The organism is Polaribacter sp. (assembly GCF_024639685.1).
Classification (GTDB): Bacteria; Bacteroidota; Bacteroidia; order Flavobacteriales; family Flavobacteriaceae; genus Polaribacter.
The window spans coordinates 129,228-154,958 of the sequence record NZ_JAHEHX010000019.1 but is presented as its reverse complement, the minus strand read 5'-3'; the positions used below and the strand labels follow the sequence as shown (position 1 = coordinate 154,958).

Below are 25,731 nucleotides of genomic sequence, written 5' to 3'. Positions count from 1 at the left end.
GCTATTTTATTTCAGTGTTTTTGGTTTTTCTAAAAATTAACCAAATACCAATTATTATTAAAGGAATACTTAATACTTGCCCTGTATTTAAAGAGTTAAATACCCAGTCTTCTCTACTATCTATTTGCGCTTCCTTTAAAAATTCAATACAAAAACGTAAAGACCAAAGTACCACCATAAAAACACCAAATAAAAAACCTATCTGTTTTTTCTTATCTGTTTTCCAATATGTATACCAAAGGATAGAAAATAATACTAGGTAGCTAAATGCTTCGTATAATTGTGTTGGGTGTCTTGCAAAAGCCTCTCCATTGGCTTTAAAAATAACTCCAAAATCAGAATTAGTAGCTTTACCATAAATCTCTGAATTAAAAAAGTTACCTGTCCTTATAAAGAAACCTGCTAAAGCAACCATTATTGCTAATCTATCTAAAATAAATAACCAAGGCTTTTCTAAATGTTTTTTAGCGTAAAAATACATGGCTAAAATTATAGAAATTGCAGCTCCATGACTTGCAAAACCAGTAAAACCTGTAAATTTCCAAGTTCCATTTACTTGCTTAAATGGAATAATTATCTCTAATAAATGGTTTTGATAATAATCCCAACTATAGAAAAACACATCTCCCAATCGCATACCAACTAACATCGATATGAATACATACATAAATAATGTATCTAATTTTTCTAAAGGAATTTGATCATTTTTAAAAACTTTCTTCATAAAATGTAATCCTAATAAAAAAGAGGCTACAAACATTAGACTATACCATCTGATCGTAAAGAAACCTAAATCTATTCCTAAAGAAGGATTCCACTCTATTGCTAAAAAATTCATATAAAAATTTTATATAATTGTAAATTATTTTTTATCTAATTGTTCTGGTACAGGATCATAACCTGAACCTCCCCAAGGATGACAACTAAAAATTCGTTTCAAAGATAACCAACCTCCAGAAAATAAGCCATGTTTTTGCAAAGCTTCTATAGTGTAATGAGAACAAGTTGGATTATACCTGCAGATTGCTGGTGTAAATGGTGAAATTGCTGTTTGGTAAAAACGAACAAGCAAAATAAACGGATATGAAAGTATTTTTTTCAACTATTTATACGTAAATCATAATTTAAAATTACGGTTGTATTTTAATTTATAGAAAATGTAGTGCCTTCTTTACCGTCTTTTAACTGAATCCCTAACTCAACCAATTCATCTCTAATTTGGTCAGATAAAGCCCAATCTTTATTCTCTCTTGCTTCTTTTCTTAATTTAATCAACAATTCTACAACACCTTTAATTTTATCTGTATTGTCTTGAGAATCTTCACTCATTAAGCCTAAAACATCAAAAACAAATGCATTTATAGTATTTTTTAATACGTCTAAGTCAGTTTTAGTTAAAGAACCTTTACCTTCTTTTATTTGATTAATTAATTTTACTGCCTCAAACAAATGCGAAATTAAAATAGGTGTATTAAAATCGTCATTCATTGCAGCATAACAATCATTTTTCCAACTTTCTACATCAAATGAAGATGAATTGCCTGCTTCAATTTTATCTAAATAAGCAACAGCTTCCATTAATTTAGCATATCCTTTTTCTGAAGCTTCTAAAGCATCACCAGAAAAATCTAAAATACTTCTATAATTTGCTTGCATATTAAAGAAACGCACTACAGAAGCAGAAAATGCTTTTGGTAAAATAGTATTCTCACCTGTTAAAATTTGATTGGGCAAAATATAATTTCCTGTTGATTTAGCCATTCTTTGACCATTTAAAGAAAGCATATTTGTATGCATCCAATAGTTTACAGGTTTTACACCAGAACACGTTTTAGATTGTGCAATTTCACACTCATGATGAGGAAACTTCAAATCCATTCCTCCTCCATGAATATCAAAACTTTCACCTAAATATTTTGTACTCATTACAGAACATTCTAAGTGCCAACCAGGAAAACCATCACTCCAAGGTGAAGGCCATCTCATAATATGTCTGTCATCAGCTTTTTTCCAAAGTGCAAAATCTTGTGGATTTTTCTTATCTGATTGCCCATCTAAAGTTCTAGTATTGTGTATTAAATCTTCTACTTTTCTACCAGAAAGAATTCCATAATTTTCTTTTTTATTGTATTCGTGCACATCAAAATACACAGAACCATTTACTTCGTAAGCAAAACCTTTTTCCATGATTTCCTTAATCATTTCTATCTGTTCTACAATATGACCTGTTGCAGTTGGCTCTATACTTGGTGGTAAAAAATTGTAATTTTCTAAAACATTATGAAAGTCTACTGTGTATTTCTGCACAACCTCCATAGGCTCTATCTCTTCTAAACGTGCTTTTTTGGTAATTTTATCTTCTCCTTCTTCTGCATCGTTTTCTAAATGACCTGCATCTGTAATATTACGTACATAACGAACTTTATAACCTAAATGTAGTAAGTAACGATATACAACATCAAAAAACATAAATGTTCTTACGTTACCTAAATGTGCATTGCTATAAACTGTTGGTCCACAGACATACATACCTACATAACCTTCAGTAATTGGTTTAAAACCCTCTTTAGATTTAGATAGAGAATTGTATATTTTAAGCTGATTTTCTTTATAAAGTTCCATTAAAATAAGTGACTATTTATAGGGCATAAAGATAGGCACTTTGAGAAGAATAGCGAAATGGAATTTGTTAGAAGTTTTTGTTAAAAATTGAAAATATAAATTTTTAATTTATCTGCTCAGATTTCAAGAAATTTTCACAACTGATGATAGATTAAAATTTAATTTAAGAAAAGTGAAGCTTAGTTAAAAAAGTTTAAAGAATTTAAATCATCTCTTTTACTTTTAAAATAAACATATACAATATCAATAAAATTATATAATTGCTTTAAAAAAATATAATTTTAAGTAATGATTTTAAGGTTGTTGCAAAACGTTCTAAAATTTATCTTTAAATTTACATATTAGCTTTTACAATGAATAAAAAACAATCTGCATTACAAGAAAAAGAGGGGATTTCTAAGCCAGAAATTACCAATATTTCTAGTGCAGAAAAAATTAAAATCAATAGAACTAAAAGAAATTCTGTTGATGAATATGTTACTCAAATTCTAAAAGGAAATATAACTTTATTAAGTAAAGCCATTACTTTAGTAGAAAGCACAAATGCTAATCATCAAAAGAAAGCAAACGAGATTCTAGAAAGATGTTTACCCCATGCAAATAACTCTGTAAGAATAGGTGTTACAGGTGTACCTGGTGTTGGTAAGAGTACATTTATAGAAGCTTTTGGTAAACATTTAACTAGTAAAGGAAATAAGGTGGCTGTATTGGCTGTAGACCCAAGTAGTTCTATAAATAAGGGCTCTATTTTAGGTGATAAGACTAGAATGGAACAATTGGTCACAGATAAAAATGCGTTTATTAGACCTTCACCTTCAGGAACTTCTTTAGGAGGTGTTGCTCAAAAAACAAGAGAATCTATAATCTTATGTGAAGCAGCTGGTTTTAATACGATTATCATTGAAACTGTTGGCGTTGGTCAGTCAGAGACTGTGGTTCATTCTATGGTAGATTTCTTCTTGTTACTAAAATTAGCTGGTGCAGGAGATGAATTACAGGGAATTAAAAGAGGAATTATAGAAATGGCTGATGCCATTGTTATTAATAAGGCTGATGGTGATAATGCTAAAAATGCCAATATTGCTAAAGTTGAATTTAATAGAGCTTTACATTTGTATCCTTTAAAAGATAGTAAATGGCAACCTAAGGTTTTAACAGCAAGTGCTTTGCAAAATTTAAACATAGATAAGGTAGATGAAATGATTGCAGAGTATGTAAAACTTACTAAAAGTAATAATTATTTTAACGAAAAAAGAAACGAGCAAAATACGTTTTGGTTACTTTCTACTATTAACCAACAACTAAAGGATAATTTCTATAACAATCCTACTATAAACAGTGAGTTAACAAAAGAAATTATAAATCTTAAAAATGGAAAAACAACTCCATTTAATGCTGCAAAAAGATTATTAAATTTGTAATTATTTTGGTTGGTTTTCGACCACAAAGTATATAGTTTTGTATGAAAATGAATACGAAACTATTTTTATCATTTTTAGAATAGGGTTCATATTCTAAAGAAGTTTTTAAACTTATGACACATCAAAATATAAAAGAATTTATAGCTCAAGTTGTACATAATATGCCTAAAGATTGGGTAAATTTAACCACACATAGGCTTGATATTTATAATGAATCTCTTGCTAAAAGTGAATTTTTAGCACAATTCGAAGCACTTTACCTTAAAAATAATACAACTGTAGAAGTATTAGCCAACTTACCTACAGCCTATGATTATATACGTTTAGGGCACCCTTTATCTTGTGTTTTAGAATGGGTTTTAAGTAAGTTTAATGATTTACATCCAGATGAAGTAATCAGTTTTTCATCTATTACAATGCCTATTCTAGCAGTATTAAGAAAAAATCTATTAGAAAATAAAAACACTACTATTAACTATACCAACTCAAAATACAATTCAATTGATTTTGATACATTAAGTAAGGTTTATGGTTATAATTTCACAACTAATCTTATCAAAGATGAAAGTGAGATAAAAGGATCAGCTAACAGTAACATTTTTATTTCTGATAAAGAGGAATTCAGAGCATTTAATTTGAATAAAAATATAGATTTTTATGTAAATACCTATACTAATTTAGGTAGTGTTTTATTAGTAAATGGAGAGCAGAACAAAACTTATACTTCAGAAATTCAACATGTAAGAAGAAGAGAAAGTGTTGCAATGACACCTCTAAATTCACTTCTAGCACTAAACAAGTTTTTAGGTAATACTGATCAAAATAAAATTACTACAAATAGTAATTCTAAAAAGGATGTTCAGAAAATTATTAAAAAAATTACAGGTACAAAAACTACGCCTTTAGTTGGTTCTAGTGGTTTGTCTATTCAATATGCAATTATTATGGGCTTAGTAGATGATGCCAAGCAAAATCATAAAAATAAAGCCATAAAATTTATTGTTCCTCCAAATTGTTATGGAGGCACAAATGACCAAGCAAGAAGAGTTGCTGCCTTAGACCCAAATATTGAGGTAGTAGATTTACCTGTAGATGGAGAAAATGATATGGTTTCTAGTATAGATCGTATTTTAGATGAAATTGCTAAAGAAAATGCTGTGCCTTATATTATAGCAGAAATCCCTACAAATCCAAGGGTTGAAGTTCCAAACCTTGATGATTTAAAATCAGTTTTAACTAAAGAGCGTAAAACTAGTTCTGGAGAAGTTGCCATTGATGCTCTTTTTATATTAGATCAAACTTTTTGCCCTAATTATCAGTTTTTAGGCGAAGGAGAAATTTTATCTACGTGCAGAAGTATTTCTTATGCAAGTGGCTCTAAATTTCCAAGTGGAGGAAAATGTACAGCTGGCTATTGTGTTTCTAATGATAAAGCAAAAGATGTGATGCAGAAAATTGAGCATCATTTAACGTTGTGTGATAATGAAGCTACAAAGCAACAATATGATATTTTAGATGAACTATTACCTAGTATGGTTTCTAGAATATCTGAAGCATATAAAAATACTAGGGAGTTTGTAACCTTTATAGAAACTGTACTTCCAAATGCGAAAATTAATTTTGTTTCTGAAGAATTAGCAGAGCAAGGTTTCACTCCTTCTGTTTTCTCTCTAGATTTACCAACAAAAGGAAATTCAGCAGCAGAAAAAGAAGCCTATAAAAGAGAATTGAATTTAAAATTGATTAATTTAATGATTACAGAAATTCCTAAAGAAAGTAAATTCTGTGTTAGTTATGGTCAATTAAAAGGTTGTTATTGGACAATTCCTGCTACTTCTACCCAAGGTACAACCAAAGAAGGAGACAAAGACTATATTGTTCGTGCTTCTTTATCACCAAATTTAGATTTAGAATTACATAAAAAAGTATTTACCGATTTTGTAAACTCATTATAATTTATAATTCATGAAAAAATTCTATTCAATCACATTGCTTTGCTTTTTATCAATTGGTGGAACTTTTTCAAGTTTTGGGCAAGTTGAAGAGAACCAAAATAAAGATTATACTTACAAAAAAGGTGATTTTAATGGCATTGGAAAATGGTATTTAGGTAGAGAAATTGCTTATGTAATGGGTTATGAAGGTATTAATTGGTTAGAACGTTCTTCTCGTGAAAAAGAGGAGAATACGTCTAAGTTAATTAAAAATATGAATATAAAAACGACTGACGTCATTGCAGATATTGGTGCTGGTTCAGGTTATCATGTTTTTAAAATGGCACCTTTAAATTATGAAGGTGCTGTATATGCTATAGATATTCAGACAGAAATGTTGAATGCTATTTTAAGAAATCCGAAGTTTGAAAAATATACCAACATAGAACTTGTTCAAGGAGATAAAAAATCGGTAAACTTACCCGAAAACACATTCGATAAAGTTTTAATGGTAGATGTTTATCATGAATTTAGTTATCCTAAAGAAATGATTTTATCCATTAAAAAAGCTTTAAAATCGGATGGAAAAATCTATTTGATAGAATACAGAATGGAAGATACGTTTGTACCCATTAAAACCATTCATAAAATGAGTGAAAAGCAAGCTATTAAAGAACTAGAAGCTGCTGGTTTTAAGCTAGATAAAAATATAGGTAATTTACCTTGGCAACATTGCATGATTTTTAGCAAACAATAATATTGCCAAGGTATATTTAGTGACTTCCCTTTTTTAATAACTCAGGAAACCTCTTTTTAAATTTATTCAATCTAGGCACAGAGACCGCTTTAATATAAGGCTGATTTGGATTTCTTTTTTCAAAATTTTGATGATATTCCTCAGCCTCATAAAACTTAGTGTGCTTAGTAACTTGAGTCACAATTTGATTGTTATAGGTAGATTTATTTAGTTCGTCAATTTTTGTTTCAATTATTTGTTTTTCTTCATCTGTGCTATAAAAGGCGATAGACCTATATTGAGATCCATAATCTGGATGCTGTCCATTTATAGTAGTAGGATTATGAGAACCAAAAAATACAGTTACTAAAGTTTCAAAAGAAACCAAATCTGGATTATAATATACAGCAACTGATTCTGCATGACCAGTTTTACCTGTATTACTACTTTCATATGTTGGATTTTTAGTATGTCCACCTGCATAACCAGAAATAGCCTCTTCTACTCCTTCTACACTCTCAAAAATAGCTTCTACACACCAAAAACATCCACTTGCAAAATAAGCAACTTTTGTATCTTTAGGAGGCATGTAATTTTTAGTAATCTTACCACTATTGTTGGTTTTGGAATCTTTTTTAGAAAAACCTAGGCAAGAAAAAAGTAATAAGGAAAATGCAACTGAAAAAAATACTTTGTAAAATTTCATATGATTAAATTCTTTTTTTAAATTAAAACTTGCACCAAGAACAAACTAAAAATTCTTGGTACAAATTTCTGAACTTTTAACTCGATAAAAAAATCGAATTACAAAAATAGTCGTTAAAACCTGAAGGTTCATACAGTTTGTTTACAACTTTAGCATATTGTTAAGAAACCTTATTGTAAAAAACGGATTAGATAGTTACTTTTGTTAATAAAATTAGACAAATTCATGGAGCATTTTATAGTTTCTGCACGTAAGTATAGGCCTCAAAACTTTGAGGACGTTGTTGGACAACAAGCCATAACGAATACATTAGAGAATGCTATAAAAAACAATCATTTAGCACAAGCTTTGTTATTTACAGGTCCTAGAGGAGTTGGAAAAACATCGTGTGCAAGAATTTTAGCTAAGAGAATAAATCAGCAAGAAGTAGAAAGTTCTGAAGATGAAGATTTTGCTTTTAACATTTTTGAATTGGATGCTGCTTCTAACAATTCTGTAGATGATATAAGAAGTCTAACAGACCAAGTTCGTATACCACCACAAACTGGTAAGTATAAAGTATATATTATTGATGAGGTACACATGCTTTCTCAAGCTGCTTTTAACGCGTTCTTAAAAACATTAGAAGAACCACCTGCTCATGCTATTTTTATTTTAGCAACCACTGAGAAACACAAAATTATTCCTACAATATTATCTCGTTGTCAAATTTTTGATTTTAAAAGAATTGGTGTTTTAGATGCCAAAAACTATTTAAATAGAATTAGTGAGAAAGAAAATATTACAGCAGATGATGATGCTTTGCACATTATAGCTCAGAAAGCAGATGGAGCAATGAGAGATGCCTTATCTATTTTTGATAGAGTTGTAAGCTTTTCTGGTAAAGAATTAACTAGAGAGGCTGTAACAGAAAACTTGAACGTTTTAGATTATGAAACGTATTTTAACATGACAAGTTTATTGTTAGAAAATAAAATTCCTGATGTTTTAAATGCTTTTAATACTATTTTAAGCAAAGGTTTTGAAGGGCATCATTTTATAAATGGTTTAGCAAGTCATTTTAGAGATTTATTGGTAGCAAAAGATAAAGCCACTGTTGCTTTATTAGAAGTTGGTGATACTACTAAAAAGAAGTATTTAGAACAAGCAACTAAGGCAAATATTCCTTTTTTAATGCAGGCTATTGATAAAGCAAATGAATGTGACTTAAGTTATAGAGCGAGTAAAAACCAACGGTTGCTGGTAGAACTTACTTTAATGCAAATTGCCTCTATCACTTTTGATGGAGAAAAAAAAAAGTCAACTAACTATATAATTCCCGCTACTTTTTTTCAATCTTTATCACCTAAAAAACAAATAGTTAAAACAACTGATTTAAACAATAACCTTAAATTAAAGGTTGCTGAAGAAAAACCTGTTCTAAAATCTGCACTAAAAAGATCATCTTCATTATCTTTAAAAAGTATACACCAGAAAAAAGAAGTTAAGAAACGTGTTGTAGAAGAAAATTTTGACAAACACCCTAAAACAGTTTTTACGCAAGATCAACTAGAAAAATCTTGGAAAGAGTACCATAAAAAAATGATTGACAAAGGAGAGAATAATATGGCAACAGCACTAGGTGTTAGTACACCTAAATTATTACCTAGTTTTGTGATTCAATTGAATTTACCAAGCACATTAATTGAAGATCACTTTAAAGAAGGCAAATATGCTTTTATAAAGTTTTTACGAGAATCTTTAAATAATTATGGTATTCGTATAAACATAATTATTGACAAGACAATAGAAGAGAAAAAAGCGTATGGTTCTTCAGGAAAATTCAAAGTTTTAGTTAAAAAAAATCCTTTGTTAGAGAAATTAAGACAAACATTTGAATTGGAATTGTAATTTTCAGAATATTAAAGAAATATTTTGAATTTAACTACTAGGTAAAGAATCAATTTCTTTTCCCAAATAAGAAAGTGTTACATCTTTAATCTCAAAACCTTGCTGCTCAAACTCTGTAATAAGGTATATGCCTTTATTATTTTGGATAAATAATGGAATTGATTTTTCTTCAGTGGCTAAAGTACTTAATAGAGAATGATAGGCTTCTTTAGATGCAATTTTCACTTCCTTTATTGTAGGACTTTCTCTATAAGCTTCACTTAGATTAATATAATCATCCTTGGGGGTGAAAAAGTGCTTTCTTTCTTCATCTGTTGCATTCGAGACTTCTAAGGATGAAGCCAATCTAAAGGCTCCATGTTCTCCAAACTCCTCAGAAAAACTATTTAATGCATACGAATTTACAGCATCATTTCCAGTAATTGCTATTAAGTAACCTACATCATTTAATTCTATGTTGTCTCTTAGCTCATCATCATAAATATTAACAGCTAAGGCTTCTAAATCTTCCTCTATTGCTTGCTTTATAAAATTTTCGTTAGAATCTATAATTACAACTCGTTTTCCTTTTTGCTTTAAAAAACTAGCGATAACACGCGCAGGATTAGAAGCTCCAACAATTAAAATAGCATTAGAACTTTTAAGAAAAACACCTACTATTTTAGCAAATAATCTTGCTGTTGTAGCATTTAAAAGTACGGTTCCTAATACAATCATAAATACTAGAGGTGTTATATACTCTGCTCCAGCAATTCCTTGTTTTAACAATTTACTTCCAAATAAAGAAGCAATACCAGCTGCTACAATACCTCTAGGTCCTACCCAACTAATAAAAAGTTTTTCATTAAATTTTAATTTGGAATTTGTAGTACTTAAAAAAACAGCTAATGGTCTTAAAATAAAAACAACTAAAGCAAACAAAGCAGCAGTTTTCCAAGTGTAAAGCAATAATAACTGATCCATATTTATGTTTGCTGCAAGTAAAATAAATAGAATAGAAATTAGTAAAACACTTAAGGACTCTTTAAAATAAAGTAATTCTTTTAAATTATTTACCTTACTGTTTCCTAGAACCATTCCCATAACTACTACCGCTAATAAACCTGATTCGTGAGCAAATACTTCCGATTCTACAAAGACCAGCAAAACAGCAGATAAAGAAACAACATTTAATAAATAATGTGGAATTAATTTTTTATTGATCGCGTAAGCCAATGCATGAGCAAAAGTAAAACCAAAGGTTGTACCAAATAATAAGATTTTACCAAACTCAATTAAAGCAGTTTTAGTAAACCCTCCTTGGCCTCCAACGCTTATAAATTCAAAAACCAATACTGCAACTAATGCTCCAATAGGATCTATTAAAATTCCTTCCCATTTTAAAACAGTACTAATATCTTTTTTAAGAGGAATATTTCTTAATATTGGTGTAATTACAGTAGGACCGGTTACAATAATTAAACCAGAAAATAAAAATGAAATTTCCCATCCTAATTGAAATATATAATGTGTTATAATAGCTGCTCCAAAAAAGGTAACTGCAGAACCTAGAGTAATAAGCTTTGTTATTACAGGGCCTACATTACTAATCTCGTTTCGTTTTAAAGTTAACCCCCCTTCAAAAAGGATAATACTAATAGCTAAAGAAACAAAATAATATAAATAATCTCCTGGAAATAGTCCTTTCTTCCCATTCCATATAGGCTCTATCCATTTAGAATCATCTTCACTAAAATACTCAGCAGCTAAAGGTCCAACAAGTAATCCAATTAAAATTAATGGTAAAATTGCAGGAATTTTAAATTTCCAAGCAAACCACTGTGCTAATATTCCTAAGATAATAATACCTGCTAATTCTAACATGTTTTAATTTTTTGCATTAAAAAAAGAAAAATAAAGATTTATTGTATAAAAATTAATTTCCTTTTAAAAATTGAAAATACACTTTTTTAACTTAAAAAAGAAACATAAAAATACTTATACTAAAAAAATACGCACTTTCTTCTTTTTTAAATAAACATTGTTTAATTGCTCTACTAATTCCATAGCTTTTTTTTTTGGGACAGCTACAAAAGCACAATCTTGTTTTAACTCAATAACACCCAATTGATCTTTAGTTAAATTCCCTTTTTTAAAAAACAAACCAGCAATATCTCCTTTTGAAATTTTGTCTTTTCTACCTCCAGAAATAAATAAAGTTTCCCAATAAATGGGTTTTATTCTTTGTTGAGTAGTAATATTTGCATTGGTTGCTCCTTTTATAAACGATGATAATTGTTCTTTCTCCCATTTTAAAACGTAAGCAGTTCCTTTAGCATTTACTCTTGCAGTTCTTCCATTTCTATGGGTAAACTCCTCTACTCTTTGAGGTAATTCATAATGAATAATATATTTAACTTCAGGAATATCTATTCCTCTTGCAGCCAAATCTGTAGCTACTAAAATTTGACTTGTTCCATTTCTGAATTTAATTAAAGAACGCTCACGATCTCTTTGCTCCATTCCTCCAGAAAAACAACTATGAGTTAATTTGTTTTTAGTAAGATAGTCACTTACTTCTTCAATAGTACTTTTTAGATTACAAAAAATAATACCTGGATTGTTTCCTATATGTTTTAGTAAATCAACTAAAGTTTGGTTTTTATTTTTAGTATTAGAAGTAACAATCTTTATGTCTAATTTCTTAGATTTTTTTCCTGTTAAATAGTTTAAAATTTTTGCATTGCTTAAACCAACAAAATCAGGAATTTCAGTTTCTTGAGTAGCAGAGGTTAAAATTCTGTTTTCTAAATTGGGAAGCTGATTTATAATACCTCTCATTTCGTACTCAAAACCAACTTCTAAAGACTTATCAAATTCATCTAAAATTAACGTTTTTATACTTTCCTTAGAAAATCTATCATTTGCAAAATGATCAGAAATTCTACCTGGAGTTCCAATTAAAATACTTGGAATATGTTTTAATTCTATTTTATCTTTTGCCATAGATCTTCCTCCATAAACAGCATTAACTTTAAAACCAGTTCCCATTTCTCTAATAACTTGCTCTATTTGTATAGCCAATTCTCTAGAAGGCACTAAAATTAAAGTTTGGATATTATCATTATCAACATCAATCATTTTTAAAGTAGGCAGTAAAAAAGCTAAAGTTTTACCTGTTCCTGTTGGACTAAGTATAACAGCATTATTAGTTTTTTCGATAACCTTAATGGCTTCATTTTGCATTTCATTTAATTCATAAATATTTAGCTTAGCTAAAATTTCTTCTTGATTTTTAATATTATTTGCCATAATTGTAAGTGTTGATCGAAATGAAGATGTCTTATAAATTCTTGCCAAAGATAGTATCTCTTTTGCCAAAAAAGGCTTTATATTTTTTACTTTTGTAATCTTAAATACAAATTATGTTAGGCTTACAATTTGAAACAGAAACTTCTTGGGCAGAAATAGCTAAAGTTAACTTGCAACAAATATTAACAGATCATGCTTTTTTAGAGCAAAAAGCAGCATCTAATGCAGTATCCATCATTATTAATTATTCTGAAGAAACTGAACTTGTTAAAGAAATGAGTAACATTGCCATAGAAGAAATGCAGCATTTTAAAATGGTTCATTTATTAATGGTAAAAAGAGGAATGGTTTTAGGAAGAGAACAAAAGAATGATTATGCCGTTCGTTTGCAAAAGTTTTTTCCCAAAACTAAAAACAGAACAGATGCTTTAGTGCAACGTCTATTAGTTGCAGCTTTAATAGAGGCTAGAAGTTGTGAACGTTTTAAAGTGTTTTCTGAAAATATGGAAGACGAAGAATTGAAAAAGTTCTATAAAAATTTAATGATTTCAGAAGCCAACCACTACACCACTTTTTTACAATTAGCTAGAAAACACCAAGATAGGGAAATAGTAGACAAGAAATGGGTAGCACTTTTGGCTTTTGAAGCAGAAATGATGAAAGAAAGAGGCCATTTAGCTAAAATTCACGGTTAAACTCTTAAAAAAATGTTTTCTAAAGAAGAAGCTGCACAACTTCGTAAATTATTTTGGACTAGTTTTGGGAAATCTTTTCCTAGAAAATGGTTATTATACAATACTAAAATAAAAGGATTTGCTTTTAAGTTTGTGGCTGACAGAAAAAAAGCAATGGTTTGCTTAGATATAGAGCATCCAGAAGCAATTGCAAACGAATTGCTTTTTGACCAATTACTTTCTTTAAAAACATTACTTGAAAATGAAATGCCAGATGTAATTTTTGACAATTCTTACGAATTAGAAAGTGGTAAACAAATACATAGAATTTATGTTCCTTTTCAACAAAGATTTAGCATTTACAATAAAAACACTTGGAGAGATTGTTATGAATTCTATGTAAATGAAATGTCTAAGTTTGAACTTTTCTTCTATGAATATGAAGATTTTATAAAACAGGCTTTATGATTAAAAAAATTATTTAATAAATTTTATCGAAAAAGGATAATTTGGTATCTGTCCATTACTAGCTTTTATTGCATTTGTAATCGGGAAAATTAAATAGGAAAAACCAAGTACAATTAATCCTAAAATACCTAAACCTAATAGTAAAATAAGAGGTATACATATAATAACGTATATAAACATAGAAATTCTAAAGTTTAGTATGGCTTTTCCATGTTCGTCCATGTCAAGAATCTCATCTTTTTTAGTTAACAACAATATTAGAGGCACTACAAAGCCACCAATTACAGATACAAAATCTAATAATTGGCTTAAATGCGTTAATACTAATAATTGTTTATTCTCTTTCATAATGCGTTATTTAGTTTACAGATTGGACGTACAAGATATTAATTTGTTACAAAAGTTATTCTTCATTTTAATTTTAATTTTAAATTATTTAAATGAGTTAATGTAAAAATCAAAAGAGTTAAAAAAGAGATGTTGTTTCACATACCTTTGTAATATAAAAGATAATTTACATAAAATTACACCAAAAATTAACACCTATAACACTAATTATAGGATAGTTAAAATTATATAAAACCAAAGTTATACATCAATAGATTTTAATAAAACATTTTTTGAATTAAAATAGATTGCTAAAGTATCTTCAGATTAATTAAAAAAATATGAATATAATAATAGATAAATTAAAAAGTTGGAAAGTATTATTTTTAGAGAACATCCCTAATATTGCAATTGCAATCGTAGTTTTATTTCTTTCTTACTTTGCCTCTAGAGCAATAAGTACTTTTGTGAATAAGGCTATTGGCAGAAGAATAAGTCAGCAATCTGTTCGAAATTTAGTTTCTAGAGTCGTTTCTGCTTTTATTTTTTTATTGGGTTTATACTTTGCTATGACCATTTTAAAATTCGATGAAACTTTAAAAGCTATTATCTCTGCTGCTGGTATTTCTGGAATAGTTATTGGTTTAGCACTTTAAGGTACATTATCTAATACAATATCTGGTATTGTATTGTCTTTTAGAAAAAATTTAGGAATAGGCAATTGGATAGAAACAAATGGTTACTCAGGTGAAGTTATAGATATTAATCTTAATTACTTTGTTATCAAAGAAGCAGACAATAACATGGTGGTTATTCCAAATAAAACTATTTTAGAAAGTCCATTTAAAAATTATTCTTTAACTACTAAAATGAGAATCTCTGTAGAGTGTGGTGTGGAATATGGAGCAGATTTAGAGAAAGTAGAACGGTTAACAAAGGATGTTATTACAAGTAATTTTAATCAAAAAGAGTTAAACAAAAACGTAGAATTCTACTATACCGATTTTGCAGATAGTTCAATAAACTTTTTATGCAGATTTTGGATAGATTCAGAAAATGCTTTAGAAAAATTAAAAGCGAAAAGCAAAGCAATTATCGAAATTAAAAAAGCTTTTGATAAGAAAAAAATAAACATCCCTTTTCCAATAAGAACTTTAGAGTTTTCGAATAAATTAGACATTACAAAAAAATAATTTTTGAAATAAATCAATAAATCCCCAGTAAATAGCATAATATATAAAGTATTGTGCTTTTTTATTATGTGATAAATTCTTTATGTATTTTTGTAACATGATTAAAAACGATACTATTATTGCTTTAGCAACTCCTTCTGGAGTTGGTGCCATTTCTGTAATTAGAATATCTGGAAATAACGCCATTACAATAGTCGATTCTTTTTTTAAGTCAATAAAAGAAGGTAAGCAATTGATAAAACAAAAAACACATACCATACATTTAGGGCATATTATAAATGAAGGTATTATTCTAGATGAAGTATTAGTTTCCGTTTTTAAAAATCCAAACTCTTATACAGGCGAAGATGTAGTAGAAATCTCTTGCCATGGATCTACTTATATTCAACAAGAAATTATTCAACTTTTTTTACAAAATCGTTGTAGAATGGCAGACAATGGAGAGTTTACAATGCGTGCTTTCTTAAACGGGAAAATGGATTTATCTCAAGCAGAAGCAGTAGCAGATGTTATTGCCTCTAATTCAGAAGCAAGTCATGTAACGGCTATACAACAAATGAGAGGTGGTATTTCTAATGAATTAAAAGAACTTAGAGGTCAACTATTAGATTTTGCAGCATTAATTGAATTAGAGCTCGATTTTTCTGGAGAAGATGTAGAGTTTGCAGACAGAACAAAGTTTAAAGAGTTGGTTGCAAAAATCACCTTTGTTTTAAAACGATTAATAGACTCCTTTTCATTTGGTAATGCAATGAAAAATGGAATCCCTGTGGCTATAATTGGTGAACCAAATGTGGGTAAATCTACTTTATTAAATGCATTACTTAATGAAGAAAAAGCAATAGTATCTGATATTGCTGGTACAACAAGAGATGCCATAGAAGATGAGTTAATTATAAAAGGAGTAACTTTTAGATTTATAGATACTGCAGGTATTAGAGAAACCAAGGATATTGTAGAAAATATTGGTATTAAAAAAGCTTATGAAAAGGCAGAAAACGCACAACTCATTATATTTTTAATTGATGCTAAAACCGAGAATAAAGAAAAGAGATTTGCAGAAATTGAAGCTATTAAAAAACGTTTTCCTAATAAAAAGTTGCTGGTAATTGCCAATAAAACCGATTTAATACCTCAGCAAGAAATAGAAATTTTACAAACAGATATCGAAAACTTAATTCCACTTTCCGCTAAAAACAAAGTGGGTATTGATGAACTAAAAAGCGAATTAACTTCATTAGTAAATATTGGCGCTTTAAGTAATAATGAAACTATAGTTACCAACTCACGCCATTTTGAAGCATTAAACAATGCCTTAATTGCTATTTCTAGCGTACAAAAAGGAATCGATTTAGCTATTTCTACCGATTTATTTTCGATAGATATAAGAGAATGTTTACGACACTTAGGAACAATTACTGGGGATTATGATGTAGATAAAGATATTTTAGGTCATATCTTTTCTAACTTCTGTATTGGAAAGTAATACTATTTGACTTTGGTTGACTTTCTTTTATTTTAGTTGATTATCAACAATTTAGTTTGATTTTAATTTACTTTGTTTGTAAATTTATACAAAATAAGTGTACAAATTTGATACAATTTTTGAATTTGCACTAAATTGTATCAAACTATGAAATTTACTCTAACAAAATCTAAGATAAAAACTACTAATGGTCAATATTATTTTAGGTTTAAAATTTACTACGGCACGTTTGCTAATAGAACCCAACCAATACCAGTAAAAGCTTTAAAAGATCCTATTTTAACTTTATCTCCAACATACAAGTTTTAATGTTTTATTTCGTTGAATTTTTCCACTTTCTGTAGTTATAAATTCTTTTAAAAAATACGTGTTTTTAGGAGTTTCAAATTTAGTAAGCTCTTTAAATATGTTCAAATTTAATTTATTAAAAGATTCTTTTTCACATTCAACTACTAAAATTACTTTTTCGCCAAGTTTTTTGTCAAAAATACTAGCTATAAAAAAACGATACGAAATGATTTTAGCTATTTTACGCTCTATGTATTCAGGGTTTAATTTTATTCCCCCTGAATTTATAATATTGTCAAAACGACCTAACCATTCAAACTGATTATCTGATATTAAATTAACCACATCATTGGTAAAAACAACCTCTTTAGTAATTTCTGGTGCTTTTATTACTAAACAGTTTCTGATATCTTTATATATAGTAACACCAGGAAGTGTTTTAAAATATGAAGTACTGTTTTTACTTATGGAATAAACAGAACTTTGTATGGGTTTAATTGCAATATGGGTAATGGTCTCAGTCATACCATACGTTTCATAAATTTGTGTAGCAGTATTTTTTTTTAACCTTTCAAGTAATAAGTTAGAAATGCTACCTCCTCCAACAATTAGTTTTCGAATCTTATGTAAATTTTGCAAAGAATTTTCTACTTGTAAAGGAACCATTGCAGAAAAATCGTAGGTTTTATCATTACGATCTAAAGGGGATGAACTTATTAGACCAATGTCTAAATGCCAACCTAAAGTTAGTGACCTAACAAGCATCATTTTACCAGCGATATAATTTATAGGAAGGCATAGCAATGCTGTTGTTTTTGAAGGTAATTCAAAATATGTACTAGTAGCTTTTGCAGAGTTTACAACAAGTTTTTTATGAAGTTGTATGTGTTTTGGTACTCCTGAAGATCCAGAAGTTTTTACGATTATATAATCTTTATCATTAAACCATTCTTCTAGAAACAAAGCAATATCTTTAGAAATTGTTTTTACATATCGAAGTAAATCTTCGTTAGATGAGAACGAATAACCATTTAGCTTTAAATCTTTATGAAAGTTTATAGAATTCAATTAATGTAATGTTAAAGTTATTTAATTTCTTGTGGTTCATATACACCTCCAAATAGCTTCACTTTCCAATGAGACCATTTGTATTTCTTTGAAAAAACAAATAGTACTAAAGGAAAAATAACAAAAACAGGCACGTATACGTCTGCCCCTAATGTTGGTTCAGATACATCTAATAAAACTGAATCTGTTTGAAAAACTGTCCAACTAGAGGTAACTAAAAGTGCTGTAAATAAATTATTTGCAGCATGAAATCCTAACGCTAGTTCTAATCCTTCATCCATAAGTGTTATTATGCCTAAGAAAAAACCAGTTCCGATATAATAAACTAACAATTCATAACCTAATTTACTTACTTCTGGATTAGAGATATGAAGTAATCCAAATACAATTGAAGTAAAAAATAATGGAACCCATCTAGTTTTTGTAGCAACACCTAATCCCTGCATTAAATATCCTCTAAACAAATATTCCTCAAAACTTGTTTGCAATGGAATCAAAACTATTGCAATTACTAATAAAATTAAAAACTTACTTAAATTAAAATTCCATTGATAATTTTCGGAAGATGAAATATAATCAATCAATAAAAAAAAAGTTGTGATGGTTCCCCAAAGTAAAAAGGCAAAAAGCACTCTTTTCCAATCAATCTTTTTTCTTGATGTTGTTAGTGAGGTGATAGACTGTTGGTGTACGAATTTTGTCCATAACAACACAACAACTAAGCCAACTGCAAAAGGAATTAAACTTTCTATTAAAAAACGTGTTGCTCCTTTATTTTCAATCTCTGTTTGAATAATTTTCTCTACATCTAAATCTAGCAAAATCATTGCCATAAAATTTAAACCCATTAAACCAAAAAACAGAATAGGAATAATTAAATATTTCCACATTCCTAACTGTCCTTTGTATGCTTGCTGTATATAATTCATTTTAAATCTTAAAATTCCAATCTAAATTTTTATTATACTGTAAAGTTCCCTTTATAACCTCTAAAGGACTTTCAATATTATTTGTAAACAAACTACCTGTTCCTAAACCTTGTGGCAATTTACTTCGCAAAGTATAGGTAAATTGAGCAATTGCATTTAAGCCAATATTACTTTCTAATGCTGATGTTATCCACCAACCACTATTGTTCTCTTCTGCTAAATTAATCCATTCTGTGCTTCCTGCAAATCCACCAACCAAACTAGGTTTTAATATGATGTATTGAGGATTTACAGTATGAATAACTTTTCTTTTATCATCAACAGAAAATACGCCTATTAATTCTTCATCTAGAGCAATTGGCAAAGGAGTTTGCTCACATAATTTTGCCATTTCTTGCAATTGGCCTTGCTTAATTGGTTGTTCAATAGAATGAAGATCTAAATCTGATAAGGTTTTTAATTTTTCTAAGGCATTTTCTGGCAAAAATGCTCCATTTGCATCTACTCTTAATTCAATTTCTTTAGATGAAAACTCTTTACGAATTGTGGTTAACAATTCAATTTCAGTATCAAAATCAATAGCACCAATTTTCATTTTAATACATGAAAAACCAGATGCCAATTTATCTTTAATTTGAGATTTCATAAAAGACTTATCACCCATCCAAACTAAACCATTTATAGGAATAGCCTCTTCACTTTTTGTAAACTTAGAAGGAAAAAGTTCGAATTTATTATTACTATTTAATGATAAAAAAGCTTGTTCTAAGCCAAATTGAATAGAAGGATAATTGATTAGTTCAAAAAGTAAATTTTTTAAGCCAATGTTGATGTTTTTACATGCCCAAGTTAATTTTTCTTCATAATTAGGCACATCATCTATACTTAAACCTCTAAACAAACCTGTTTCTCCAATTCCAATGCTATTATTCTCATTTAAAATAATAAAAAATGTTTCTTTCGTTCTTAAAATTCCACGAGAAGTACCACTTGGATTTTTAAAATTTAACGTATATTTTTTGAATTCTGCTCTAATCAAAATAAATTATTTATTTTCTATGTAACTTTTAAAATTATTCAAATAAGCTTGATCTTGATTTTGAAGGGTTGATTTAAAATATGGAAACATACAAGCCATAATATAAGAATCACTTCTGCAACTAGAATTTAGTGTTATAGTAGTAACTCCATTATTTTCTGTAAAAATATAATCGTCTTTTTTAAGCATATTTTCTGCATCAAAAAATAAAGTAACTTTTTCGTTGGGCACATAAGCAATTACTTTTTCTGTCATTGTAATTTCTTGCCCTTTGTTATCTAAAACGATTTTATAACTACTACCTGTTTTACCTACATTTTCATTTATAGCTTCTACAGTTTTAATTTCAGGAATCCAATTGTTTACATTTTCTGTTTTATTAAATGATGTAAAAACTTCAGTTAATGATTCATTGACAGAAACTTGAGCTCTATAATTGGTTTCTTTTACTAACAATCCTGTTGCAAAAAAGACAAGCACTAAAGCAGTAATTATACCTAATATTATTTTAATAGTTTTCATAAATATTCTTTAAAATATAAAGTTTGTGATTCCGAAAATTAAAGCAAATAAAAATGTGCTTAATGCAACTTTTTTTAGTTCATTATCTAATGCTGCAGGAACTGTATTTTTAGAGACAGTAATTATATTTTTTCCTAACGGAATAAAAGCAATCAAATATAATAACTGATAATAAGATTCAAAATTAAGGTAAGTATAGCTTAAAGCAATTACTAAAGCTCCTAAAATTAAAAAATAGTGATATTTTTTAGCATTACTATTTCCCAATTTTACCACTAATGTATTTTTGTTATTGATTTTATCTTGATCTCTATCTCTTAAATTGTTTAAGTTTAAAACAGCTGTACTTAATAAACCTATTGCAATTCCTGGTAAAAAAACCAATAAGTTTATATTTTTAGTAAATAAAAAATAACTCCCAACTACACTTAACAAACCAAAAAACAGAAAAACAAAAACATCTCCAAAGCCAGAGTAGCCATAAGCTGAATTACCAACTGTATATTTAATTGCAGCAGCAATTGAAGCTATACCCAAACCAAAGAAAAGAAAAGAATATAAAAAATTCTCTTTTCCGAAAGAATAATAGATTAACAATAAAGCTATTATTAAGGTAATAATAGTGGTTACTATCATTGCATTTTTCATTTGCTTTGAAGTAATTGCACCACTAGAAACCATTCTTACTTCACCTGTTCTATTTTTGTCTGAACCTTTTACTCCATCTCCATAATCATTAGCAAAATTAGAAAGTACTTGAAAACCAATTGTAGTTAAAATTGCTAACCAAAAGATTGGAGATGTTAAAATTGACATTTTATTATCACCTAATAGTGAACCATTTAAAACCTTTACTCCTAAAAACGAGCCTACAATAATACCTGAAATTGATAAAGGTAAAGTTCTTAAACGTGCAGCTTTTATAAAACTTTTTACATCCATGGAGCATTACTTGTTTCTACTTTATATAAAGTATGATTATAGATTTTAATGGCTTCTTGATAAGCAATACAAGGTATTTGAATTTTTCCAGATGCAGTTTGTAAAACCAAATCTGCCACATTACTTCTTTTTTGAAATATAGATTGCTTTATTTTTATATGCTGAACTTTAAAAATATCTAAATAGGTTACATGGGTTTCTAACAAACCTTTACCAACAATTAACATTTCTTCAGAAATTTGATAGCATCTTTTTTTAACCTTTTTCAACAGCAATAAAATTGTTACTGGTATGGTAACAAAAAGTGAATAAAAGACTTCTATATGATTTATAAAATAAAAAATTACCGTATAACAAATTAATAAAAATAAAACTGACCAAAAAAACAATCTTTTCTTATAATAAGAATCAGGATGCTGCTTTGCACTTTTCTCAACAGAGAGTTCATGGAATACTGATTTTTTTACAATTTCTATTTGCTCCTTTTTACAACCTACTAAACGAATTAGTTTTTCTTTCTTTTTATTATTTACTTTACCACTTACAGCTTGTTTAAAAGTGATAAAAGAAATACCGATTAACCTTTTTAAAGGATTCGTAGAAATTGTAACATTCTGAATCTTTTGCTTTTTTAAAACAATAGATTTCTTCGTTAATAAACCTTGATTAATTTCAAAAGCATCATCTTTTAAATATGCGCTTAAGTTAAAATGTATCAATACAACTTTTACAAAAGAGCTCAAAAGTGCAATAACTGTAAGTAAAATGACAAGAATTGCAACCAAAACTACACTCGCAGATAAATTACTAGTACTTTCTGATATATAACCGTCTAAAGCTTCAGATTGCCCAAAACTATCATAGATTTGCTGTATTTGATTGAAGAAACCAATTACTATAGCAAAAAATAAAAATAAATTCTGCAGATGATTTTCTGTTAGGCTTACACGTAATAAATCGAAAAAGCTAATTTTTACAATTGGTTCTAGATCTTCTTCTTTAACTACTTCATTAACCAATTTCTGACCTTGAGTAATTGTTGCTTTTAAAGCCTCTGCCTTTTCTAATGATAATGCCTTTATAGCAATTTCTATGTCTTTAGAACCTGCAGTTTCTATGCTAATTTCAAAAACACCTATAACTTGTTGAACTATATTTTGCTTAAAATTTATATTCTGAATTCGATGAAATGGGATTTCTACAAGTGTTTTTTTAAAGATGCCTTTTTTGAGAATAAAATGTTGATGCTCAATTTTATATTGAAAGTTTATATAGATTAAATAAGCTCTTAAAAACAGTAATAATAGCAATAAACTTACACCTATGTAAATATAAATTACTCCATAAGAAGAAAACTTTGAGAAATCTTTAAATAAAATAAATAAGAAAATCCAAAATAACTTAATAGCTCTATAGATTTCTGCAACATAAATGATGAAAATTCCTTTTGGTGACTGTTTAGAGTACTCAGTAAATGTGTAAGAATTATGCATTAATTTTAGAGCTAATAAATTCTTTAATTTTTAGTGCCTCTTGTTTTTTAATCCCTTTAATTAATAAATCGTCACTAGAATCTCCTGCTGTAAAAACACTTAAAGAAGCAAGTTTAAATATCCTAGAGATAGGTTTTTCGTCTGTTTCTACATGTTGAATTCTTGAAAAAGGAACTGTAGTTGTTTTTAAAAATAACAATCCAGATTTATAAGATATATCCTTTTCTCTCAGCGCATATTTTCTTTTTGGAAAAGCTAAAAAAAAATATGTGTATAAAATAGAACTAAAAACTATTACTCCTAAAAACTCATATATATTGTATTGTAATATACTCTCTGAAAAAACAAATTGTTGTAATAGAAATATTCCAATACATATGAAAAGTGTAATTAAAAAAAAATTGATAGAAATTACTTTAAAGTAATTTCTATCAATTTTTTGAAATGGAGTTGTAGCAATATCAGGTAAATTGGCTACAGGTTCATTTTTAAAATGTTCTGACATTTTTAGTAATCTATAAATTTATAAATTGTTAGCTTCTGCAATTAACTCAACAACATCTTTAACCACAACTTCTGCCTCTTTTTCTTTAAATTTAATACCATCTGTCATCATAGTAATACAATAAGGGCAACCAGTTGCAATAATATTAGGATTGGTTTCTAGAGCATCTTCTGTTCTTAAAACATTTACTTCTTTGTCTCCAGGTTCTGCATCTTTAAACATTTGGGCTCCTCCAGCTCCACAGCATAAAGCTGTAGATTTATGACGTTTCATTTCTGTTAAGTTAACACCTAGCCTTCTAATTAAATCACGAGGAGATTCGTAAACTTCATTTGCTCTTCCTAAATAACATGGGTCATGAAAAGTAACTCTCTTACCCTTTAAAGTAGCATCTTCAATTTTTAAACGACCTTGTTTAATTAAATCTTGAATGAATTGTGTATGATGATAAACTTCATATTTTCCTCCTAATGAAGGATATTCATTTTTTATGGTATTAAAAGAATGAGGATCACAGGTTACAATTTTCTTAATTTCATAACCGTTTAAAACCTCGATATTCATCATAGCTTGCATTTGAAACAAAAATTCATTTCCTGCTCTTTTGGCTGCATCTCCTGTAGATGTTTCTTCTGTTCCTAAAACAGCAAAATCTACATTTGCCTGATGTAAAATTTTTACGAATGCTCTACTAATTTTCTTAGCTCTATCATCATAACTTCCTGCAGCACCAACCCAAAACAACACTTCTGGTTGTTTGCCTTGAGCCATCATTTCTGCCATTGTTGGTACATTCATATTCTTATTTTTTAAGTGTTAAATTTTCAATGGTTTATTAAAAACTTAAAATTATATATTTTTTATTCTTCTTTAGCCCAGTTTAATCTGTCTTGTTGATTGTATTGCCAAGGAGCTCCATTATTTTCAACATTGGTCATCATCATATTCAATTCTTGTGGTGCAGCACTTTGTTCCATCACTAAATACCTTCTCATATCCATAATAATAGATAGTGGATCTATATTAACAGGACATTCTTCTACACATGCATTGCAACTAGTACAAGCCCAAAGTTCTTCTGGAGAAATGTAATCGTTTAATAATTGTTTCCCATCATCTTTAAACTCGCCTTTATTTTCATCTATATTTCTACCAACCTCTTCCAATCGGTCTCTGGTATCCATCATAATTTTTCGAGGAGATAATTTTTTACCCGTTAAATTGGCAGGGCAAGCAGAAGTACATCTACCACATTCTGTACAAGTGTAGGCATTTAATAATTGAACCCAGCTTAAGTCTGCCACATCAGAAGCACCAAACTTCTCTGGCACTGCTTCTTCTATACCTTCTTCTGGCATAGCATAAGGATCTGCATCTGGATCCATCATTAATTTTACTTCATTAGTAATAGCCTCTAAATTATTGAACTGACCTTTAGGTTTTAAGTTAGCAAAGTAGGTATTAGGAAAAGCAAGTAAGATGTGTAAATGCTTTGAATAATATAAGTAGTTTAAGAAAACTAAAATGCCCAAGATGTGAATCCACCAAGAAGTTCTTTCAATAAAATGGACAGTACCTGATGAAAATCCATCAAATAGAGATGCTACAAACTGACTAATTGGGTTACCAATACCTGCTTCTTGAAAAGGTGAGTCAGTTGCATTCATAACTATAAATAAGGTCATTAAAACCATTTCGAAATACAAAATATAATTACCATCTCTTTTAGGCCAACCTTGCATTTCTTTGCTTAAGAATCTTTTGATGTTAGCAACATTTCTTCTTGTCCAAAAAATAATAACAGCTGCAAATACTAATGCTGCTAAAATTTCGAAAGTACCAATTAGAAAAGCGTAAAAGCTATCACCAATAATACCCTGAAAAATTCTATGTGTTCCAAAAACACCATCTATAACGATTTCGAGAACCTCTATGTTTATGATTACAAAACCGACGTAAACAATAACGTGTAAAAATCCTGAAAGTGGTCTTTTTACCATTTTAGACTGCCCTAAAGCAATCATTGCCATGTTTCTCCATCTTTCTGATTTGTTATCAAAACGATCTATATCTTTTCCTAATTTAATGTTTCTTGAGATTTTTCTGATGTTCATCACAAAAAAACCGATACCTGCAATTAGGGTTATAATAAAAAGTATATTCGGTAAATATTGCATTCTGTAAAAATTAAATTAGT

General features: G+C 28.7%; 25 protein-coding genes and 1 pseudogene. 10 read left to right on the top strand and 16 right to left on the bottom strand.

All coding sequences use genetic code 11. The features are described from left to right. Position 1 precedes the first annotated feature (1 nt). Genes lgt through cysS form a run of 3 tightly spaced genes read right to left on the bottom strand, consistent with a single transcriptional unit; the run spans position 2 to position 2,622 of the window. On the bottom strand, positions 2 to 838 hold the full coding sequence (gene lgt, locus Q0L44_RS06645) for a prolipoprotein diacylglyceryl transferase (RefSeq protein WP_296636928.1): 837 nt from the start codon (positions 836 to 838) through the stop codon (positions 2 to 4). A gap of 24 nt (positions 839 to 862) precedes the next feature. After that, positions 863 to 1,102, bottom strand: a complete 240-nt coding sequence (gene yidD, locus Q0L44_RS06640) for a membrane protein insertion efficiency factor YidD (RefSeq protein ID WP_296636925.1) — start codon at positions 1,100 to 1,102, stop codon at positions 863 to 865. A gap of 41 nt (positions 1,103 to 1,143) precedes the next feature. After that, the gene (gene cysS / locus Q0L44_RS06635; protein ID WP_296636922.1) at positions 1,144 to 2,622 is read right to left on the bottom strand and encodes a cysteine--tRNA ligase; all 1,479 of its coding nucleotides are present in this window, start codon (positions 2,620 to 2,622) and stop codon (positions 1,144 to 1,146) included. Positions 2,623 to 2,975: 353 nt separating this feature from the next. Between cysS and meaB the strand changes: the two genes are divergently transcribed. The 3 genes from meaB (at position 2,976) to Q0L44_RS06620 (ending at position 6,734) form a co-directional block, all read left to right on the top strand. Continuing rightward, entirely contained in the window at positions 2,976 to 4,043 is a 1,068-nt protein-coding gene (gene meaB / locus Q0L44_RS06630) for a methylmalonyl Co-A mutase-associated GTPase MeaB (protein ID WP_296636918.1), read from the top strand. A 113-nt stretch (positions 4,044 to 4,156) separates the two neighbouring features. Continuing rightward, positions 4,157 to 5,998, top strand: coding sequence for a cystathionine beta-synthase (locus Q0L44_RS06625; RefSeq protein ID WP_296636916.1), 1,842 nt, complete (start codon positions 4,157 to 4,159; stop codon positions 5,996 to 5,998). A 10-nt stretch (positions 5,999 to 6,008) separates the two neighbouring features. Further along, entirely contained in the window at positions 6,009 to 6,734 is a 726-nt protein-coding gene (locus Q0L44_RS06620) for a class I SAM-dependent methyltransferase (protein WP_296636913.1), read from the top strand. Between the two features lie 16 nt (positions 6,735 to 6,750). On the opposite strand, the gene msrA is transcribed toward Q0L44_RS06620, so the two are convergent. After that, complete coding sequence (gene msrA / locus Q0L44_RS06615) at positions 6,751 to 7,419, bottom strand: peptide-methionine (S)-S-oxide reductase MsrA (RefSeq protein ID WP_296636910.1); 669 nt, start codon at positions 7,417 to 7,419, stop codon at positions 6,751 to 6,753. A gap of 225 nt (positions 7,420 to 7,644) precedes the next feature. On the opposite strand from msrA, the gene dnaX reads away from it, so the two are divergent. Further along, on the top strand, positions 7,645 to 9,309 hold the full coding sequence (gene dnaX, locus Q0L44_RS06610; RefSeq protein WP_296636907.1) for a DNA polymerase III subunit gamma/tau: 1,665 nt from the start codon (positions 7,645 to 7,647) through the stop codon (positions 9,307 to 9,309). Positions 9,310 to 9,339: 30 nt separating this feature from the next. Here dnaX and Q0L44_RS06605 read toward each other — a convergent pair whose 3' ends face one another. Next, entirely contained in the window at positions 9,340 to 11,172 is a 1,833-nt protein-coding gene (locus Q0L44_RS06605; protein ID WP_296636902.1) for a sodium:proton antiporter, read from the bottom strand. 114 nt (positions 11,173 to 11,286) lie between these two features. Continuing rightward, positions 11,287 to 12,600, bottom strand: coding sequence for a DEAD/DEAH box helicase (locus tag Q0L44_RS06600; RefSeq protein WP_296636900.1), 1,314 nt, complete (start codon positions 12,598 to 12,600; stop codon positions 11,287 to 11,289). A gap of 113 nt (positions 12,601 to 12,713) precedes the next feature. On the opposite strand from Q0L44_RS06600, the gene Q0L44_RS06595 reads away from it, so the two are divergent. After that, positions 12,714 to 13,295, top strand: coding sequence for a tRNA-(ms[2]io[6]A)-hydroxylase (locus tag Q0L44_RS06595; RefSeq protein WP_296636898.1), 582 nt, complete (start codon positions 12,714 to 12,716; stop codon positions 13,293 to 13,295). A gap of 12 nt (positions 13,296 to 13,307) precedes the next feature. After that, a complete protein-coding gene (locus Q0L44_RS06590) occupies positions 13,308 to 13,742 on the top strand; it encodes a DUF4268 domain-containing protein (protein ID WP_296636896.1) in 435 nt (144 codons plus the stop codon). A 9-nt stretch (positions 13,743 to 13,751) separates the two neighbouring features. Here Q0L44_RS06590 and Q0L44_RS06585 read toward each other — a convergent pair whose 3' ends face one another. Then, on the bottom strand, positions 13,752 to 14,090 hold the full coding sequence (locus tag Q0L44_RS06585) for a DUF4870 domain-containing protein (RefSeq protein WP_296636893.1): 339 nt from the start codon (positions 14,088 to 14,090) through the stop codon (positions 13,752 to 13,754). 320 nt (positions 14,091 to 14,410) lie between these two features. Here Q0L44_RS06585 and Q0L44_RS06580 point away from each other — a divergent pair, with 320 nt between their 5' ends. From Q0L44_RS06580 to mnmE, 4 genes and pseudogenes are all read left to right on the top strand, one after another. Beyond that, positions 14,411 to 14,725, top strand: a complete 315-nt coding sequence (locus tag Q0L44_RS06580; protein WP_296636891.1) for a hypothetical protein — start codon at positions 14,411 to 14,413, stop codon at positions 14,723 to 14,725. A gap of 15 nt (positions 14,726 to 14,740) precedes the next feature. Continuing rightward, positions 14,741 to 14,914, top strand: a pseudogene (locus Q0L44_RS11565) (mechanosensitive ion channel domain-containing protein); the annotation flags it as partial. 24 nt (positions 14,915 to 14,938) lie between these two features. Beyond that, complete coding sequence (locus Q0L44_RS11560; protein ID WP_366085313.1) at positions 14,939 to 15,262, top strand: mechanosensitive ion channel family protein; 324 nt, start codon at positions 14,939 to 14,941, stop codon at positions 15,260 to 15,262. A gap of 97 nt (positions 15,263 to 15,359) precedes the next feature. Continuing rightward, positions 15,360 to 16,748, top strand: a complete 1,389-nt coding sequence (gene mnmE / locus Q0L44_RS06570) for a tRNA uridine-5-carboxymethylaminomethyl(34) synthesis GTPase MnmE (RefSeq protein ID WP_296636888.1) — start codon at positions 15,360 to 15,362, stop codon at positions 16,746 to 16,748. A gap of 285 nt (positions 16,749 to 17,033) precedes the next feature. On the opposite strand, the gene Q0L44_RS06565 is transcribed toward mnmE, so the two are convergent. The 9 genes from Q0L44_RS06565 to Q0L44_RS06525 form a co-directional block, all read right to left on the bottom strand. Beyond that, complete coding sequence (locus Q0L44_RS06565; RefSeq protein WP_296636886.1) at positions 17,034 to 18,104, bottom strand: AMP-binding protein; 1,071 nt, start codon at positions 18,102 to 18,104, stop codon at positions 17,034 to 17,036. A gap of 17 nt (positions 18,105 to 18,121) precedes the next feature. Then, a complete protein-coding gene (locus Q0L44_RS06560; RefSeq protein WP_296636885.1) occupies positions 18,122 to 19,033 on the bottom strand; it encodes a CPBP family intramembrane glutamic endopeptidase in 912 nt (303 codons plus the stop codon). 1 nt (position 19,034) lies between these two features. Beyond that, complete coding sequence (locus tag Q0L44_RS06555; protein ID WP_296636881.1) at positions 19,035 to 20,072, bottom strand: o-succinylbenzoate synthase; 1,038 nt, start codon at positions 20,070 to 20,072, stop codon at positions 19,035 to 19,037. A 6-nt stretch (positions 20,073 to 20,078) separates the two neighbouring features. Next, the gene (locus Q0L44_RS06550; RefSeq protein WP_296636880.1) at positions 20,079 to 20,594 is read right to left on the bottom strand and encodes an SRPBCC family protein; all 516 of its coding nucleotides are present in this window, start codon (positions 20,592 to 20,594) and stop codon (positions 20,079 to 20,081) included. Positions 20,595 to 20,603: 9 nt separating this feature from the next. Beyond that, positions 20,604 to 21,536: a 1,4-dihydroxy-2-naphthoate octaprenyltransferase gene (gene menA, locus Q0L44_RS06545; RefSeq protein WP_296636878.1), complete on the bottom strand. Its 933-nt coding sequence runs from the start codon at positions 21,534 to 21,536 to the stop codon at positions 20,604 to 20,606. Further along, on the bottom strand, positions 21,527 to 23,029 hold the full coding sequence (locus Q0L44_RS06540; RefSeq protein WP_296636875.1) for a PH domain-containing protein: 1,503 nt from the start codon (positions 23,027 to 23,029) through the stop codon (positions 21,527 to 21,529). Before Q0L44_RS06540 ends, menA begins: the two co-directional genes overlap by 10 nt. After that, a complete protein-coding gene (locus Q0L44_RS06535) occupies positions 23,022 to 23,534 on the bottom strand; it encodes a PH domain-containing protein (RefSeq protein ID WP_296636872.1) in 513 nt (170 codons plus the stop codon). The genes Q0L44_RS06540 and Q0L44_RS06535 overlap by 8 nt, the downstream gene beginning before the upstream one ends. Before the next feature lie 18 nt (positions 23,535 to 23,552). Further along, the gene (locus tag Q0L44_RS06530) at positions 23,553 to 24,332 is read right to left on the bottom strand and encodes a (Fe-S)-binding protein (protein WP_296636870.1); all 780 of its coding nucleotides are present in this window, start codon (positions 24,330 to 24,332) and stop codon (positions 23,553 to 23,555) included. A 62-nt stretch (positions 24,333 to 24,394) separates the two neighbouring features. Continuing rightward, entirely contained in the window at positions 24,395 to 25,711 is a 1,317-nt protein-coding gene (locus Q0L44_RS06525; RefSeq protein ID WP_296636869.1) for a (Fe-S)-binding protein, read from the bottom strand. Between the last annotated feature and the right edge of the window lie 20 nt (positions 25,712 to 25,731).

Excerpts from the sequence above, each read along its gene's own strand:
- meaB (WP_296636918.1), top strand. The coding sequence starts at position 2,976 with ATGAATAAAAAACAATCTGCATTACAAGAAAAAGAGGGGATTTCTAAG.
- Q0L44_RS06605 (WP_296636902.1), bottom strand. The coding sequence starts at position 11,172 with ATGTTAGAATTAGCAGGTATTATTATCTTAGGAATATTAGCACAGTGG.
- Q0L44_RS06560 (WP_296636885.1), bottom strand. The coding sequence starts at position 19,033 with ATGAATTATATACAGCAAGCATACAAAGGACAGTTAGGAATGTGGAAA.
- Q0L44_RS06550 (WP_296636880.1), bottom strand. The coding sequence starts at position 20,594 with ATGAAAACTATTAAAATAATATTAGGTATAATTACTGCTTTAGTGCTT.
- mnmE (WP_296636888.1), top strand. The coding sequence starts at position 15,360 with ATGATTAAAAACGATACTATTATTGCTTTAGCAACTCCTTCTGGAGTT.
- Q0L44_RS06625 (WP_296636916.1), top strand. The coding sequence starts at position 4,157 with ATGACACATCAAAATATAAAAGAATTTATAGCTCAAGTTGTACATAAT.
- Q0L44_RS06535 (WP_296636872.1), bottom strand. The coding sequence starts at position 23,534 with ATGTCAGAACATTTTAAAAATGAACCTGTAGCCAATTTACCTGATATT.
- Q0L44_RS06585 (WP_296636893.1), bottom strand. The coding sequence starts at position 14,090 with ATGAAAGAGAATAAACAATTATTAGTATTAACGCATTTAAGCCAATTA.
- Q0L44_RS11560 (WP_366085313.1), top strand. The coding sequence starts at position 14,939 with ATGAGAATCTCTGTAGAGTGTGGTGTGGAATATGGAGCAGATTTAGAG.
- Q0L44_RS06600 (WP_296636900.1), bottom strand. The coding sequence starts at position 12,600 with ATGGCAAATAATATTAAAAATCAAGAAGAAATTTTAGCTAAGCTAAAT.
- lgt (WP_296636928.1), bottom strand. The coding sequence starts at position 838 with ATGAATTTTTTAGCAATAGAGTGGAATCCTTCTTTAGGAATAGATTTA.
- msrA (WP_296636910.1), bottom strand. The coding sequence starts at position 7,419 with ATGAAATTTTACAAAGTATTTTTTTCAGTTGCATTTTCCTTATTACTT.
- Q0L44_RS06540 (WP_296636875.1), bottom strand. The coding sequence starts at position 23,029 with ATGCATAATTCTTACACATTTACTGAGTACTCTAAACAGTCACCAAAA.
- Q0L44_RS06525 (WP_296636869.1), bottom strand. The coding sequence starts at position 25,711 with ATGCAATATTTACCGAATATACTTTTTATTATAACCCTAATTGCAGGT.
- menA (WP_296636878.1), bottom strand. The coding sequence starts at position 21,536 with ATGGATGTAAAAAGTTTTATAAAAGCTGCACGTTTAAGAACTTTACCT.
- Q0L44_RS06580 (WP_296636891.1), top strand. The coding sequence starts at position 14,411 with ATGAATATAATAATAGATAAATTAAAAAGTTGGAAAGTATTATTTTTA.
- Q0L44_RS06530 (WP_296636870.1), bottom strand. The coding sequence starts at position 24,332 with ATGAATGTACCAACAATGGCAGAAATGATGGCTCAAGGCAAACAACCA.
- Q0L44_RS06620 (WP_296636913.1), top strand. The coding sequence starts at position 6,009 with ATGAAAAAATTCTATTCAATCACATTGCTTTGCTTTTTATCAATTGGT.
- cysS (WP_296636922.1), bottom strand. The coding sequence starts at position 2,622 with ATGGAACTTTATAAAGAAAATCAGCTTAAAATATACAATTCTCTATCT.
- Q0L44_RS06590 (WP_296636896.1), top strand. The coding sequence starts at position 13,308 with ATGTTTTCTAAAGAAGAAGCTGCACAACTTCGTAAATTATTTTGGACT.
- Q0L44_RS06595 (WP_296636898.1), top strand. The coding sequence starts at position 12,714 with ATGTTAGGCTTACAATTTGAAACAGAAACTTCTTGGGCAGAAATAGCT.
- dnaX (WP_296636907.1), top strand. The coding sequence starts at position 7,645 with ATGGAGCATTTTATAGTTTCTGCACGTAAGTATAGGCCTCAAAACTTT.